Raw genomic sequence first — 16,024 nt, 5'->3', positions numbered from 1 at the left:
ATTTTTCGATTTTCAGATCTGAAGTTCTTTACTGCCGCTTTCGCTCCGCCACAACCTGCTCATACACTTTGAGCATGCTTCTGACCGATGTCTCCCAAGAAAACTTCTGTGCCTGCTCGATGCCGGCAGATTTCATGCGGTCGCGCAAGCATTGATCCGTCAGCACCCTCTGCAGCGCGCGACTGATCTCAAAAACGTTTTCCGGATTCACCAGCAGTGCGGCATTTCCCACCACTTCGGGCAGGGAAGAAGTATTCGAGGCGACCACGGGAGTTCCGTGCGCCATCGCTTCCAGCGGTGGCAATCCAAATCCTTCGTACAGCGACGGAAACACAAACACTTTGGCCATGTCGAAGAAGATGCGCAGCACATCAATGGACACATAGCCGAGGAATCGCACGTCGTGCTGCATGCCGCTGCGAATCACCGCACGCCGTATATCGGGATTCTTCGAAACCTCGTCGCCGATGATGATCAGCTTCAGGTCAGGAAATGCGCCTTCCTTTGCTAACTCCGCTTTTAGGGCCGAGAACGCTTCGATGATGCGGGCAACATTCTTGTGTGGGCTGATGCGCCCCGCATACAGTAGAAACGGCGAGTCCACCTGGTAACGTCCGCGAATCATTTCCTGCTCGGCTGGAGTGGCGTGACCGCGCTGGAAGGTTTCGTCAAGCGCGTTGTACACCACTTCGATCTTCTCTGGCTCCACTCCGAAGTAGCGGGCCACATCGCGCTTTGTGAAGTTGGAGACCGCGAATATCCGTGCCGCATGATGCACAACTTGTTTTGTCATGTACGAGTGCACCATGCGTCGTAGGCCGTTGTTTGTGCGCGCGCGATACATGTAATCCAGCAGGTCGTGAACTGTAACCACGTACGGAGCCCGCAACATGATAGGTCGCCACGACACATGCGGCACATGGACCAGGTCCACTTCGTGCGCGGCTATCACCTTGTGCATCTCGACATAAGTGGCGAAGGTGGCTTCCGGATTCTGCAGTGGAAGCAGATGGAAATTGTCTGGCAGTGAACCGAGTTGCTCGAAGCGCTGCGCCGCACCCACAAGAAAGTACTCGTTCGTTGAGTCGATCTGGCCCAGAGTGCGCACGACATTGCGGATGTAGGTCGCAAGACCAAACTCGTACATCCGTCGAACGTCGATGGCGATTCGCATGCCCTAAGTGTATCCGAGTAGAGCATGCGCGGAGTGAACTATTAACTTTGGCGATAATGGTTCGGAGCATCAGGAGTGATTGAATTGTTAATGGATTCGACAGCGAGACAAACCATTGCCTGACTGGTCACCTGGAGCGCTTTGAGCTATAGACTTTTCAGTAAATGCAGAGGCGTTTCTTCTTCAAACGAAAAGCACGGCCGAAGCCGTGCTTTCTGTTCAGAAGTTCGTTATGCGTGCAGAGTCTCAGGCTCGTGTGCCTTGCGACGCTCCGGATAGAGCGGGAATTGTTCGCAAAACTCGAACACCTGCTTTCGGATTGCCTTCAGCGCTGCCTCGTCATTGCGCTGCTCGAGCGAGCGGGCGATCCAGTGGCCGATTTGCTTCATCTCGGCTTCCTTCATTCCGCGAGTGGTCAACGCCGGAGTGCCAAGGCGAATGCCCGAAGGCTTCATCGGCGGATTGGTGTCGAACGGAATCGCGTTCTTGTTGACCGTGATTCCAGCCACTCCCAGAGCCTTCTCGGCTTCACTGCCCAGCATGCCCTTGCTGAAGACATCGACGAGCATCAGGTGAGTGTCGGTTCCGCCGGAGATGATGCGATAGCCTTCGTCGGCCAGCACCTGCGCGAGTACCTTTGCGTTGGCCACGATCTGCTCGGCGTACTCCTTGAAGCTGGGTTGCAGTGCTTCCTTGAAGCAGACAGCCTTTGCGGCAAGGATGTGAACGAGCGGTCCACCCTGGCATCCGGGGAATACTGACTTGTCGATGGCTGCCGCGAACTCCTGCTTGCTGAGGATCATTCCCGAGCGCGGTCCGCGCAGCGTTTTGTGGGTCGTAGTGGTGACGATGTGCGCGTGCGGCACCGGAGAAGGATGCGCGCCTCCAGCGACGAGACCAGCGAAGTGTGCCATGTCCACCAGGTAATAGGCACCAACCTTATCCGCGATCTGGCGCATGCGGGCGAAGTCGATAATGCGCGGGTAAGCAGAGCCGCCGCCGATGATTAGCTTTGGCTGCTCGCGCACGGCAATGCGCTCCATCTCGTCATAGTCGAGAGTCTCAGTCTCCCGAGTCACTCCGTAGCTGACGACTTTGTAAGTTTTGCCGCTGAAGCTCAACTTGTGGCCGTGCGTGAGGTGGCCGCCATGAGCGAGGTCGAGTCCCATGATGGTGTCGCCCGGTTGAATGATGGCGGCGTAAGCAGCCATATTGGCGGACGAACCGGAGTGCGGTTGCACGTTGGCATGCTCGGCTCCGAAGATCTGCTTGGCCCGATCACGAGCGAGGTTCTCGACTATGTCGGTGAACTCGCATCCACCGTAGTAGCGCTTCGCGGGATAGCCCTCGGCGTACTTGTTGGTGAAGACCGAACCTGCTGCTTCCAATACCGCTTCACTCACAAAGTTTTCGGACGCAATCAGTTCGAGGCCTTCGTGCTGACGATTTTCCTCGTTGTAAATTGCTTGTGCGATCTCGGGGTCCACTGCGCTAAGCGACCGCGACATAGTCGAATTCGACATAAGAGCTCCTGTGGGACTGAATAAATAGGGTACGACGGAACGGGCACGGGTGAAAAGGGCAGCGGTCGATTGAGCTGCGCACTAGCTTGGTTTCAGCGCGGTTGCGATTGCTCGCTCAAGGTGCGGCGCCATTGCCGTGTATCCAGCGTCGTTCGGGTGAACGCCGTCATCGCTGAAATCAGGGCGCATGGCTCCAGAGGGCGTCGCGAGCGGGGTGAACAGGTCAAGATAGGTGTGGTCGTTGGCTGTGCAATACTCCTGCGCCCACTTGTTAATGGCTACAATGCGAGGAAACGGACGCATCTCCGGACTCCATGGGTACTCGGCGACCGGAGTGATTGAGCTGAGCACAACGCTGATGCCGTGCAGGTGAGCCAATTCAGCCATGCTGGCCAAGTTGTTCTCGATGGTCTTGATCGTGCTCTCGCGCGGACTGTTGGAGAGGTCATTTGTTCCAGCAAGGATCACGACTGCTGCTGGATGGAGTTCAATGACGTCCTGCCGGAAGCGAATGAGAATCTGCGAGGTGATCTGTCCGGAGATGCCGCGATTGATGTAGGGCTTGCATGGAAAGAAACGGCCCATTTCTGGGCCGTGCGGCGTGACGGTCCAGCGCCAGCCTTCGGTGATCGAATCACCGATCAACACTACGCGGGGCTCGCCGGAAGATGGCGGAGGCAGAGTGGCGTTTGCATGGCGAAACTGGTCGAGTGCGGCCCAGTCTTCACCGAGTACTCTGTCGTCCTCCCATTCAGCGGGCATCAGGCTTAGCTCTGAAGTGTGTGTGTCTTCTCTATCTCGTGAATCTTTTCGATGCGCCCGGAGTGACGTCCGCCGGAGAAAGGTGTATCGAGCCAGATCTGCACGATGTGCTTGGCGGAGTTTTCGTCCAGAATGCGCGCACCTAGAGTGAGCACGTTCAGGTTGTTGTGCTCGCGAGACATCTGCGCTTCGTATTCGCTGCATATGTTTGCAGCGCGGACGCCCGGGACCTTGTTGGCCGCGATTGCCATACCGATTCCGGAGCCGCAGACGAGAATGCCACGTTCGGCTTTGCCAGCGGCCACGTCTTCAGCGACTTTGGCTGCAAAATCAGGATAGTCAACCGAGTCGGAAGTGTTCGTACCCTCGTCGATCACCTGATGGCCGAGGGCAGCCACGTATTGCCGAATCTGGTCCTTTAAAAGATAGCCCGCGTGGTCAGCGCCCAAAGCGATTTTCATTCCAGTATTGTACCCGGAGTCAGTTCTGGGTGGACAGGTTCCTTGATTCATCTGGTACGTGCGTTGGCCCAGGCCATGCCCAAAGTAAGTTGGTTCGGCATCAGTCAGTTGCGACAGGCTGCCAAAGCTCGACTCGATTTCCTTCTGGGTCTGTGAACCAGCCAAACTTTCCGAAATCGTAGGTTTCGCGTTTTGGGTCGACGGTGACTCCTTCATCCACCAAACGGTCCAACACTTGATCCAAGTCATCGACCTGAAGATTGATAATCGCTTTCTGTGCCGGAGGAAAGTATGCATCCTCTTGTCCGAAAAAGGAGAAAACAACCGGAGCGCGCAGAGTGGAGGCCGGAAACGTGAAACATCCCTGGGACCGGACTAGACCGAGGTGCTGCTCGTACCATCGGTACAGAGCTTCTGGATCATTTGCGCGCAAGAATGCTCCGCCAAAGCCAGTGATTGAAGCCATGCAGCCTCCTATTGCGAGGAATGTTCATCGAGAGCTTACGTCTACAAAAATCAAAGTGTACCGGAAAATTCAAATAGCGCCCAATCGATTAGAAGATGTTCACTCTTAAACCCTAGTCATGTTTGTGCTACGTTCGGTTGTGGATGGCAGTTTGCAAACAATTTGTCAGGAATCGCCTGTGACTGTACGCCAACAGGAATCCAGAACGACGGGCGTTAGGTTTGCGATTCGTAGGCCGAGCGTAAGTTCCTGGGCTGAATGGGTGATCCTCGTTCTGTGCACGGGAATTGCGGCGATAGCTTCCTGGTTTCACGAGCCCTGGTCAGATGAGGCGCAGGCTTGGTTGATCGCGCGGGACCTCAGCATTCCGGGGATTCTGCACCAGATGGGTTATGAGGGAAGTCCTCCGCTGTGGCATTTGCTGCTGTGGCTGTTTGCCCGGCTGCAGATGCCATATGCGTTCCTGGGGTGGATCTCTGTCGCGCTGGTCGCCGGAGGAATGTACATCTGGCTGCGGTGGAGTCCTCTACCAAAGCCGGTACGATTTCTGATCCCGTTCGCTTTCTACTATCAATACCAATATCCGGTGGTAACTCGAAGCTACGCGCTGTCGACTTTCCTCGCCTTTGCGGCTGCAGCACTTTGGAGGACGAAGCCCGTACGTGTGATTCCGTTTGCGATTGCGTTGGCATTGCTGGCACAGACCAACATGCACGGATTCACGATCGCGATGGGGATCACGATTGCGTTTGCGTGGGAAACGTTTCGCGAGTTCTGGAACGGACGGTTGCGGGGAACGCAACTGATGGAGGTACTCGCGGGCGGCGCGCTGGTGATGGTTTCCGCGCTCGTGGCCAAAGTTCTCGCTGCACCATATCCCGATTGCAGTTTCAAAGCCGCTGTTCAGTTGAAGAAGGGAGCAAGGCTAGAGAGCTTAACCAGTGCACTGGATGGCTTCTCGGCATTTGCGAAGGCGAGTGGGATGGAGCCTTCGTGGGTAGTTGTGTTGATTCTGATCGTTGCGATCTGGCTCGTCGCTACGCGTAAGGGCGGATTCGTCTCCGTCGTAATTGCGAGTGGGCTGCTTCTGATATATCCGATCAGCACTGGTAAGGAACCGTTTGGGATCGTGCAGGGCGTCGTGATTCTTACGATGGTGCTTTTGTGGTTTATCGCCGTGCGACAGTTCCTTTGCGCGCTTCCATTTCTGTTCACAGTGCTGGCAATGGGATTTGTGTGGTCGAGGCCGTGGCACTATGGAATGGCGCTGACGGCATTCCTTGTGTCGGTGTGGGGCGCGTGGGCGAGCGCGGAGCTAGCGAAGTCTGAAGCACCAAAGAGGCTACTCGCGGTGATGGTTGCAGTGCTGGTGATGTTACAAATACCGTCCACAGCGAAAACGATCTATGCGGAGATTCAAGGACCGTATTCGGCAGCGAAAGCCACGGCCAATTATCTAGCGTCGTATGTGGGACACAGGCCGATCTACTGTGTGAACTTCTACGGAGTTGGCATGGAGCCGTACTTCGGCAAAAACATCTTTGCCAACTGGCATGAAGCGTACTGGACATGGTCTATGAAGAGATCCGCAGACGCAAGCCGAGTGCTGGACGCACCGCCGAGCAACGCGATCATTGTTGTCCCTGCCGGTGGGCTAGCGTCGCCTAAGCCTGCGAGGTCGGCTGCGGCGAACATACGGCTTCTCAATCATCATTTCCAGCGAACGAAGGAATTTTGCGGAGCGCAGTTCTGGATGGGCAAGGTGTCGGAATATGAGTGCTATGACATCTACCAGAAATCGCACTGATCAACCGCGGGGGCCAGGGTTGATGTTCCATTGGCCTTTGCATCCCACCTTAGCCGCGCACAAAATGCGCGTCGAAGGTGGGGCACCCGCGAGCACAGTGAAATCACTCTAAAGCCGCGCTCAATTTGATCGCGGCTGATAGACGCAGCATGGTTCTTCGGCAAACGCGTTTTCAGTAAGAGCGAAAGCGCGAGCGCGGGAACCTCCGCAGATCTGCTTATATTCGCATCGCCCGCATTTGCCTTCGAGATTGTTTGCATCGCGCAAAGATTGAAACAGCGGGCTCTCGCGATAGAGGGTTGAGAGCGGCTGTTTGCGCACGTTTCCAGCAGAGATTGGAAGGAAGCCGCTAGGGAAGACTTCGCCGATATGCGACACGAAAGCGAAGCCTTTGCCGTCATTGATGCCCTTTGGTGCGCGACCGATGCCATCTTCGGAGGCAGTGCCGAGCACGGGCGGAAGTTGGGTGGTCTGCCCCTGGCGCTTGAGTTCGGTGCGGCGCTGCAGGAGATAACGACGATAGTGCTGAGCTTCCGTGCTCTTGATGTCGAAGTTCACTCGACGCGATGTTTCGTAGAGCTTGGCGAAAACGTCCTCGAACTCCTCGGCTGAAATGAGGTCGATGTCAGAGCCTCGTCCGGTGGGCACGAGGAAGAAAACGCTCCAGAGCGCGATGTCGAGGTCCTCAAGCAATTTGATGATGCTATCGAGGTGCTCGAGATTGTGGCGTGTGATGGTGGTGTTGATCTGCACGGAGAGTCCGAGTTCACGCGCCCACCGTGCTCCCTGGATGGTGAGATCGAACGAGCCTTTTACGCGGCGGAATCCGTCGTGGATTTCGGCAGTGGGACCGTCGAGGCTGATGGCGAGTCGCGCGAGACCACTGTCTTTGAGTTTTGCGATTGCTTCGCGAGTGAGGAGCGGAGTCGCACTGGGCGTCATGGATGGACGCAAGCCGAGGCCGGCGGCGTACTCTACAAGTTCATAAACATCAGGACGCTTCAGAGGGTCACCGCCGCTGATTACGAACAACGGTGCTTTCATCGCGGCGATGTCATCGATCAGGCGCTTGGCTTCTTGGGTCGAGAGCTCCAGTGGATTGCGGGCAGGCTGCGCGCAGGCACGGCAATGAACACAGGCGAGATCGCATGCCTGAGTAGCTTCCCATATGACGAGGAACGGACGCTCGTCGAAGTCGATGCCCTTGAATGCCGCCGGACCAGTTAGCGTTGCTGCTGATGTCATGAATGCTCCCCCAAGTACAGGAGCTTCGCATTGCGAAGCTCCCGGCGAAAATGACTTAGGTCACGAGGCAAGCTACTTGATTTGCACCAGCCGCGAAGGAGGCTTGGTGAGGAATGTTGCTGCAAGATTGATGGCGAAAAGCGTGACTGCGCTGAGTTCGATAACGGCCGAGACCGGCAGAACCTTCCATGCAGTCAGCGCGAACTCCTGGTAAGCCAGCACTTCGGATGTGACGCGCAGGAAGCATCCGATGGTCAAAACAACGAGACTAGTGCCCATAAGCCGCGGGCTGTAGAGCAGGCGCATTCCGCTGAATGCAGGAAGGACGCGCTGTCCGATGGCGAAAACCATGGTGGAAACGAAGCCTACGGTGAGCGCATGGCGAGACGCTCCCCAGATGCCATCAGGATGAGCGATAAGGGCCGCCCACACTCCGAGCAGCGCGGCGACAACAAGCCACGCGTAGGCGAGGCGCACGAAGTACGGGAATGAGCCGTGAACGCCTTGAATCTTTGCGGGCTGCGCAGCGCGGAATGCGATTCTGAGGGCAAACAGGGACAGTATCGATGCGGCGAGCAGCAGGAATACAGCGACGCGGAAATATCCAAAGAGCGCAGAGAGAACTCCGATGGAGTTTACGGTGATCAGCACCATCAAGCCGCGTTCGCAAGCAGGACGCAGTCCGACGAAGACGGACAACCAGCGGGCGCTGAATCCCCAGACAAATGGAACCATGAAGCCCCACGCCATTAGTACAAGGAAGCGCTGATCAAAGCTCTGCTCGAAGGCTGGCGAGGTTGCATGAAGCGCAACTTGGATTGAGCCGATGAGGTTTGCGATCAGCGTGCCCATCAGACCGATCGTTCCGGCAATAACGACGAAAATCCATCGATCGAGTTTTGGCTTGGCATTCGAGCGCTCGGCGGGGCGATGCGAAGAGACAGTCTTGAAGAAGAGCAAGAAAGCAAACAACTCAAGCGCTGCTGAAGCCGGAAGCGAAATGCGCCAGTGCCATTCATAGACGGTCGCGGCCCAGCGTAGGAGAACACCCGCTGTCCACATCGCCCAGCAAACCCACGCTTCCCACATGGCGAATGGCTTGGCGTGCTTCATCTTAGGAATGGAATAGAAGCCGATGCCGAGAATGAAAGTGCCGATCCAGCCAAATACCTGTGCGTGGCCGTGGGCCTGTATCCATGCGGCAGAGACAGAGTTTGCGGCGTGCTTATCGCTGATCGAGAGCAGATTCCAAACCCCGAGGAACGTGCCTGGCAAAAGCATGAAAGCTAATCCGGTGGAGATGTAAGTCATTACCATTCGGGCGAGAGCGCGCTCGCGCTGCTTTGTTCCTTCTACCTGCGCGGTGAGGGAAGGGCTGATGTGTGCCAGGTTTGTCTCGTGTGCTGCCATGAGATGAAGCCTCCATGCCGGATCCAGGAGTTTGCGCCGGAACCGCCTGTGACCTGAGGCTAGTTTGGTTGACTCGCAATCGCCATGACTAAGGTCACTCGCAGGGCAAAGCCGGGCTTTCCGGAAGTAAGAACCGGAATTTTGTGCGCCCGTGACTTTGGTCATCGTTTTCATTTTCCCGCTCCAGCAGAATGCAGTCACTGGGGTAAGGAGGATGGAAATGCAAACACAACTCACAAAGTCGGTTCGTGAAGTAGCTCTGGAGAACGCAGCGGCACCTGCGGTTTTGGAATCACTGGGAATTGATTATTGCTGCGGCGGACATCTCCCGTTCGAAGATGCATGCCGGAAGGCCGGGACTAATCCAGAGGCAGTTGCAGCGCAAATTGAGCGCGCAGCCTCGCAAGCGGCGAACCGCCAGCAGAAAGCAACGGACTGGACTACTCAGTCGCTCACGGAATTGGTCGCTCACATTAAGAGTACGCATCACGCGTACGTCGTCAGCGAGTCTCCGCGTCTTTTGCAATTGGCTAACAAAGTCGCCTCGAAGCACGGCGGAAACAAGCCTGAACTGGCTCGCGTGTACGAAGTGTTCAGCGGGCTTGCTCAGGAATTGAGCATGCACTTGATGAAGGAAGAGCAGATTCTGTTCCCCTACATCGAGCAGCTTGAGAATTCGCGCTCTCAGAAAAATTCAGCGACGCCGTCGTCTTGCTTCGGAACCGTCGAGAATCCGATTCGCATGATGATGTTTGAACACGATAACGCTGGAGAGGCACTTCGCGGACTACGTCAGCTTACCAATGGTTATGAGATTCCTGCGGATGCATGCATGAGCACGCGATCACTGATTCAGGGGCTGGCCGAGTTTGAGGCCGATCTGCATCAGCACATTCACCTCGAAAACAACATTCTGTTCCCCCGCACGGTGGAACTCGAGCAGGGCAAGTAGGCACAAGAGAGACGAGGAGAAAGAGAAAGAGATGAAGTTCAAGCGGCTTTGGATAGCGTTGGCTGTTGTGCTTATTGGATCGTTTGCGGTGTTGGGTGGAGTGGGTTATAAGGGCATCCAAAGTGCTCCCCCTCTTCCGCAGAAGCTAGTAACCACCGATGGGCAAGTGTTGTTTAACGGCCCAACCGTGATGGATGGCCAGAACGTGTGGCAGTCGCTCGGTGGACAGGAGATCGGTTCGATCTGGGGACACGGTGCATACGTCGCTCCGGATTGGACGGCAGATTATCTTCACCGCGAATGCGAGATCATTCTGGATGAATGGGCGCGGCAGCAAGGCGTTGCAAACTACGCGGCTTTGTCGGTGGAAGCGCAGGCCGGCTTGCGTGGCCGTCTCGAACAATTGATGCGCAGGAATACCTACGATGCTGAAACGGGCACGATCACGATTGATCCCGCACAGGCTGTAGCGTACAAGCAACTAGCGGCTTACTACGCCGGAGTGTTCCAGAATGGCCGCAGTGATTATGCGATTCCTCAAGGCGCGCTGACGGATGCAACGAAGCAGGAGCAGATGGCTGCGTTCTTCTGGTGGACGGCGTGGTCTGCGTCGACGAATCGTCCGGGGCAGAGCGTCAGCTACACGCAGAACTGGCCGCACGAGACGCTCGTCGGAAACAGTCCGACCGGAAACGCAATTGTGTGGAGCTTGATCAGCTTTGTGCTGCTGCTCGCTGGAGTTGGCGCACTCGTGTGGTACTTCGGCTCACAGCATGAAACTCCAGAGAAGGACTTGAAGCCGCGCACCGATCCACTACTTGGGCTGAATCCGACGCCTTCGCAACGCGCAACGGTAAAGTACTTCTTTATTGTGGCTGCGCTGTGGGTATTGCAGATCGGGCTAGGAGTGCTTACCGCGCATTACGGAGTTGAAGGCAACGCGTTCTTTGGTATTCCGATCGCGAAGTGGCTGCCTTACTCCATCACGCGTACATGGCATCTGCAAATTGCGATCTTCTGGATTGCAACATCATGGCTGGCCACGGGCCTCTACATCGCTCCAGCAGTGGGTGGAACCGAACCGAAGGGACAACGCCTCGGCGTCAACATCCTGTTTGGCGCGCTCGTGCTGGTGGTCGGTGGATCGCTTGCGGGCGAGTGGCTAGGCATTCAGCAGAAGCTTGGGAACCTGTGGTTCTGGCTCGGATCGCAAGGATACGAATATGTCGATCTTGGCCGCCTGTGGCAGATTCTGCTCTTCGGCGGACTCCTGTTCTGGCTGTGGTTGATGTATCGCGCGCTGAAGCCTGCATTGGCGAAGCGTGATGAGAATTTCGCACTCCTGATGATGTTCGTTGTATCGGCAATCGCGATACCCACGTTCTACGCTGCGGGCTTGATGTATGGACAACGCTCACACCTGGTCACTGCAGAATACTGGCGCTGGTGGGTTGTTCACCTTTGGGTAGAAGGATTCTTCGAAGTCTTCGCAACGGTGGTGATTGCGTTCCTGTTCACGCGGCTCAAGTTGCTCTCCGTGAAGAGCGCGACGAAGGCTGTACTGTTCTCGACTGTGATCTTCCTTTCGGGAGGAATCATCGGAACGTTCCACCACCTGTACTTCACCGGTATGCCTGCTTCGGTAATGGCTCTGGGTGCGGTGTTCAGCGCGCTTGAAGTTGTGCCGCTGGTGTTGGTTGGCAAAGAAGCGTGGGAGAATATCAGGCTAACCAAAGCGAATCCAAATGCTCCGTGGCTTGGCGCGTATAAGTGGCCCGTGTACTTCTTCGTCGCAGTTGCATTTTGGAATTTTGTTGGCGCCGGATTGTTCGGCTTCCTGATCAATCCTCCAGTCGCTCTGTACTACGTGCAAGGGCTTAACACTACTCCCGTCCACGGACATACTGCGCTGTTCGGTGTGTACGGAATGCTCGGGCTCGGGTTGATGCTGTTCTGCCTGCGTGCGCTGAAGCCGGGGCTAGTGTGGAAAGAGAAGCCGATCGCACTGGCATTCTGGTTGATCAACGTTGGATTGGGTGCAATGGTGATCTTGAGCGTACTGCCGGTTGGGTTGATGCAAGCCTGGGCGTCGGTCGATCAGGGGACATGGTATGCGCGCTCGTCCGAGTTCCTGCATGGACCGTACATGAGTACGCTTAAGTGGATGCGAGTTCCGGGCGATGTATTGTTCGGAATTGGTGCTCTGATTCTGGCGTACTTCGTGGTGGGACTGGTAACAGGTCACTCTTACGAAGCAGGACACAGCTATGAGAAGGACTTTGAACAAATAGCTGAGCCGTCGACGGTTGGTGACTAAGTAACAGAGATAGTGGTTGCGAGCGGCGCGAATCAGAGCGATTCGCGCCGTTTCTTGTTTCTGTAGTCTGAACACCTGTACGTCCGGAACAGCGAAAGCAAGTAGGTAAGTATAAGAATAACTGGATAAGAGAAAGTAAGTTCCGAAGTAAGAAGTTGTGGTTTCCGAACGGTGATCAACTCTCGGGTGATACGAGTCACAGCTTTTAAATTCGTATCGTCCTAAGTTAGAGCCTGGGAACTGTCTCCGAGAGGAGGTGTCCCATGTCCAGTCTCGCGCAGACGTCAGTACTCCCGTCGATCAAGAATATCCTGTTCACAACCGATTTCTCTCCCTGCTCAGATGCGGCGTGCCCGTATCTGCGTGACATCGCTGAGCATTATGGCTCTGCGATCCACATTGTCCATGTTATTCCGCCCGAGCCATCGATCGAAATGCCGCTGGGTACGCTTCCTGAAATGGATGCAGATCGCGATGCCGCTCGACACTCAATCAAAGAACTGCTTCACGCAAAACCGTTCGGCAAGGTGCCTACGACTGTAACGGTGCGTCGTGGGCAGTTGTGGGATGTTCTCACTGAAGTAATCAAAGATAAACAGGCCGACCTGATTGTGCTTGGAACGCATGGTCGCCGCGGCCTGAAGAAAATGCTGCTTGGCTCTGTAGCTGAACAAGTATTCCGTTTAGCTGAATGTCCGGTGCTTACAGTGGGACCACAGGCAGTTAAGAAAGGCAAAGAACCTCTGCGGCATGCAGAGATCTTGCTTGCGACTGACTTCTCAGTTGGCTCGAAGCATGCATTGCCTTACGCCGTTGCAATGGCTCGCATGTACAACTCGCACCTAAGTATCTTGCATGTGGTGACAAACGTTGATGACGTCGTACCCACGGATTTCAATGTAGGAGCGGCTACACCTCAAGTCATGAGTTCGCTGATCACTGAGTATGTCCACCGTGCCCGGAAGGAAATGAATGGTTTCGTCTCATCGGGAACGCTGTATGAATTGGAGCCCGAAACGATTGTGGAGTGCGGGCATGCGGCTGAAACGATACTCAGAATTGCAGAGGATAGGCAGGCTGACCTGATTGTTATGGGTGCCCATCGAGCTTCGCGATCAATGCTTACGCATTTGCCTTGGGCAATCGCCTCTGCAGTTTCATCCCTGGCGCATTGCCCAGTGCTAACTGTTAGAAGTTGACTCAGCAATGAAGATTGAATGTCCACAGGACTGACATGGACAAGACAAAGATCGAGCTTGAGCAGCAAGAGCACGCTTGGAACAGGTTCACACTTGCCGGGGAAATTGTTCCAAGCGTGGCATCTTTCATCGCCGAGTCATGGACCCGTTGCAAGACACTCGGCCTTGATCCGATGACACGACAGAGTTGCGGCGTAACGGATAGCGAACTAGGTCGCCGAATCGCTGCGAATGCGGAACTGATTCGGATTGCGGACGCGATCGTCATGGAACTGGATCAGGTATCCAGCATGGCTCGGTTGATCGCATTCGTAACGGATGGCGAAGGCGTGATTCTGCGAACCTTCTGCAAAGGTGGTGTGCGCGACGAAGATCACGTGTATCTGCTTCCTGGCGAAATGCTGAATGAAGGGAAGGCGGGCACAGGTGCTGTCGCACTCGCGATTAGGCAAGAGCGAGCAACGCAGGTCAGCGGCGCACAGCACTACATTCATGCGAATCACGAGCACGTATCTTCAGCCGCTCCGGTATTCGACGGCGCTGGGAACTTAGTCGGAGTGCTTGGAGCAATCCGATCCGTAGATAGGTGTAATCCTGACACACTCGCCATGTTGGTCGCTGCGGCGAAGGCTATCTCAATTCAGTTACAGAGCGAGTATCGGCGGAAGCAGACGCTATTGGCGAGCGCAATCGCAAAGGCAGCGATCGACATATGTGCGGATGGGGTAATCGCGATTGACTCGCACGGCCACATACAGGCTGCAAACTCCGAAGCCGCGAGAATATTGGGCGTTGAGGTGTCGCGACGGAATGGAGACGGGTTCGAGGAATTACTCGAAGCCAATTCAATATTCAAGAAAGTGATTGCCGAAGGAAGGGCGGGCAAAGAGCTAGATGCTGTGTCGGAATCCGATCACGGCATCGTGCACTGCAGAGTAATGCTGAAGCCGCTGAGGTGTGATGATGGCGAGGTGGTGGGCACGGTTGCGTTCTTGAAGGAAGCGACTCGCCTGCGGAGAACGATGGTTCACTGCGTGGGCGGAGAAGCGCGATTCACCTTCAACGACATCCTGGGTCAGAGCATGAGCATGCAGCGCGCAATTCACCTGGCTGAAGTTGCGGCAAGGAATACCTGCACGGTGCTGCTACAAGGAGAGAGTGGGACAGGAAAAGAACTTTTCGCACAAGCTATTCATAACGCCAGTGCGGCAGGGCAGCCGTTCATTGCTATTAACTGCGCTGCAATTCCAGAGACGCTGATTGAGAGCGAATTGTTCGGCTATGAAGGTGGCGCGTTCACCGGCGCGAATAGAGCTGGGCATCCGGGGAAGTTTGAGTTGGCGAACAACGGCACGATCTTCCTGGATGAAATCAGCGAAATGCCAACCAACATTCAGACGGTTCTGCTTCGGGTGTTGCAAGAGCGCTCGGTAACGAGGATTGGTGGAGTCAAATCCATTCCGGTCAACGTCAGGGTGATAGCGGCGACAAACAAGGATCTCTCGGCGGACGCTCCGAACAGTAACTTCCGCCAAGATCTGTTCTATCGGCTGAACGTTTTCAAGATCGATATACCGCCTCTGAGAGAACGACCAAGTGATATCCCAATCATGGTAGACCATCTCGTTTCATACATTGCTGCAAGATACGGGAGAGTGGTCAAAGGCGTGTCGAGCCAAGTGATGGACATTCTGGGTCGGTTTACATGGCCTGGGAATGTGCGGCAGCTAGAGAACGTGCTTGAACGCGCGATAAGTTTGGCTGAAGGTGATGTGATCGAGATACAGCATCTGCCGGAATTTCTGCAAGAGTATGTGCCCGCCCCTATTCGGGAGAATGCGATGGACGGCACTGCGTTCAACATGAAGAGCATGGAGAAGGAAATGATCATGGAAGCGCTGCATCGCTATGGCGAGTACAAGAAGGCGGCGCGGTTCCTTGGGATTTCGCGCAGCACGCTGTATCGCAGGCTTAAGCACTACGGGGTAGGGAGCGTGATTGAATGATCGGCGAAACAACTTGGCTGGATCTTGGATTGATCGGTTACGAGGAAGCTTTCGATATTCAGATCGACCTTCATGAGCGGCGGTGCAGGGGAGAGATTCCGAACGTCATCATCTTTCAGGAGAATCCTCACGTAATCACGTTGGGACGATCTGCCTCGATGGAGCACTTGCTTGCGTCATCGGGAGAGTTGCAGCGGCGTGGAGTCGAGGTGCGAAAAGTAACTCGCGGTGGAGACATCACTTATCACGGACCGGGACAGCTTGTGATTTCGCCGATTCTTCCGCTGAGCGATGTTGCGGGAAACGTTCATGAATACGCGCGGCTACTTGAGCAAGTTGTGATTAACCTGCTGGGCGGGTTTGGGGTGAGTGCCAGCAGAGTCGGAGGTGCAAGCGGCGTGTGGATTGGGCAGGCGAAAATTACCGCGTTGGGGATTGCGATTAAGAATGGGATTACGCAGCACGGAGTCGCAATCAATGTATCGCCAGATCTGAGTTACTTCGATCTGATTGTTCCGTGCGGTCTCAGGAATAAAGGCGTGACATCATTGCACGCCGTCGGAGTTACTTCGGCTACGGTGAAAGACGTCAGAGATTGCTTTCTGCGAGAATTCGCTCGCGTATTCGGGCTCTCAGCGATCGACCGCTATGAACTCACCGAAACGCAAGCCGTCGCCGGCATCTCGATTGCGGAAGCGTGAT

General features: G+C 55.3%; 13 protein-coding genes. 6 read left to right on the top strand and 7 right to left on the bottom strand.

Annotated elements, in window-relative coordinates; genetic code table 11:
* Positions 1-28: 28 nt before the first annotated feature.
* From AC6IZD_RS16205 to AC6IZD_RS16185, 5 genes are all read right to left on the bottom strand, one after another.
* Positions 29-1,174, bottom strand: a complete 1,146-nt coding sequence (locus tag AC6IZD_RS16205) for a glycosyltransferase family 4 protein (protein ID WP_497784489.1) — start codon at positions 1,172-1,174, stop codon at positions 29-31.
* A 230-nt stretch (positions 1,175-1,404) separates the two neighbouring features.
* The gene (glyA, locus tag AC6IZD_RS16200) at positions 1,405-2,697 is read right to left on the bottom strand and encodes a serine hydroxymethyltransferase (RefSeq protein WP_497784488.1); all 1,293 of its coding nucleotides are present in this window, start codon (positions 2,695-2,697) and stop codon (positions 1,405-1,407) included.
* An 81-nt stretch (positions 2,698-2,778) separates the two neighbouring features.
* Positions 2,779-3,459 carry a GDSL-type esterase/lipase family protein gene (locus AC6IZD_RS16195; RefSeq protein ID WP_497784486.1) on the bottom strand — a complete coding sequence of 227 codons (681 nt, stop codon included), beginning with the start codon at positions 3,457-3,459 and terminating at the stop codon, positions 2,779-2,781.
* A gap of 5 nt (positions 3,460-3,464) precedes the next feature.
* Positions 3,465-3,920, bottom strand: a complete 456-nt coding sequence (gene rpiB / locus AC6IZD_RS16190) for a ribose 5-phosphate isomerase B (protein WP_497784485.1) — start codon at positions 3,918-3,920, stop codon at positions 3,465-3,467.
* 100 nt (positions 3,921-4,020) lie between these two features.
* A complete protein-coding gene (locus tag AC6IZD_RS16185; protein WP_497784484.1) occupies positions 4,021-4,386 on the bottom strand; it encodes a VOC family protein in 366 nt (121 codons plus the stop codon).
* Positions 4,387-4,564: 178 nt separating this feature from the next.
* On the opposite strand from AC6IZD_RS16185, the gene AC6IZD_RS16180 reads away from it, so the two are divergent.
* Entirely contained in the window at positions 4,565-6,193 is a 1,629-nt protein-coding gene (locus tag AC6IZD_RS16180; RefSeq protein WP_497784482.1) for a hypothetical protein, read from the top strand.
* A 120-nt stretch (positions 6,194-6,313) separates the two neighbouring features.
* Here the strand turns inward: AC6IZD_RS16180 and AC6IZD_RS16175 are convergent, their stop codons facing one another.
* Both AC6IZD_RS16175 and AC6IZD_RS16170 read right to left on the bottom strand, forming a co-directional pair.
* Entirely contained in the window at positions 6,314-7,438 is a 1,125-nt protein-coding gene (locus tag AC6IZD_RS16175) for a TIGR04053 family radical SAM/SPASM domain-containing protein (RefSeq protein WP_497784481.1), read from the bottom strand.
* Between the two features lie 72 nt (positions 7,439-7,510).
* On the bottom strand, positions 7,511-8,848 hold the full coding sequence (locus AC6IZD_RS16170; RefSeq protein WP_497784479.1) for a DUF8744 domain-containing protein: 1,338 nt from the start codon (positions 8,846-8,848) through the stop codon (positions 7,511-7,513).
* Between the two features lie 220 nt (positions 8,849-9,068).
* Between AC6IZD_RS16170 and ric the strand changes: the two genes are divergently transcribed.
* From ric to lipB, 5 genes are all read left to right on the top strand, one after another.
* The gene (ric, locus tag AC6IZD_RS16165; RefSeq protein WP_497784478.1) at positions 9,069-9,800 is read left to right on the top strand and encodes an iron-sulfur cluster repair di-iron protein; all 732 of its coding nucleotides are present in this window, start codon (positions 9,069-9,071) and stop codon (positions 9,798-9,800) included.
* A gap of 31 nt (positions 9,801-9,831) precedes the next feature.
* Positions 9,832-12,117, top strand: coding sequence for a nitric-oxide reductase large subunit (locus AC6IZD_RS16160; RefSeq protein WP_497784477.1), 2,286 nt, complete (start codon positions 9,832-9,834; stop codon positions 12,115-12,117).
* 263 nt (positions 12,118-12,380) lie between these two features.
* Entirely contained in the window at positions 12,381-13,316 is a 936-nt protein-coding gene (locus AC6IZD_RS16155) for a universal stress protein (RefSeq protein ID WP_497784475.1), read from the top strand.
* Positions 13,317-13,351: 35 nt separating this feature from the next.
* Entirely contained in the window at positions 13,352-15,322 is a 1,971-nt protein-coding gene (locus AC6IZD_RS16150; protein ID WP_497784473.1) for a sigma-54-dependent Fis family transcriptional regulator, read from the top strand.
* Positions 15,319-16,023, top strand: coding sequence for a lipoyl(octanoyl) transferase LipB (gene lipB / locus AC6IZD_RS16145; RefSeq protein WP_497784471.1), 705 nt, complete (start codon positions 15,319-15,321; stop codon positions 16,021-16,023). The genes AC6IZD_RS16150 and lipB overlap by 4 nt, the downstream gene beginning before the upstream one ends.
* Position 16,024: the final 1 nt, after the last annotated feature.

This window comes from Koromonas humicola, from assembly GCF_059726255.1.
This window is presented reverse-complemented; position numbering and strand designations above follow the sequence as displayed.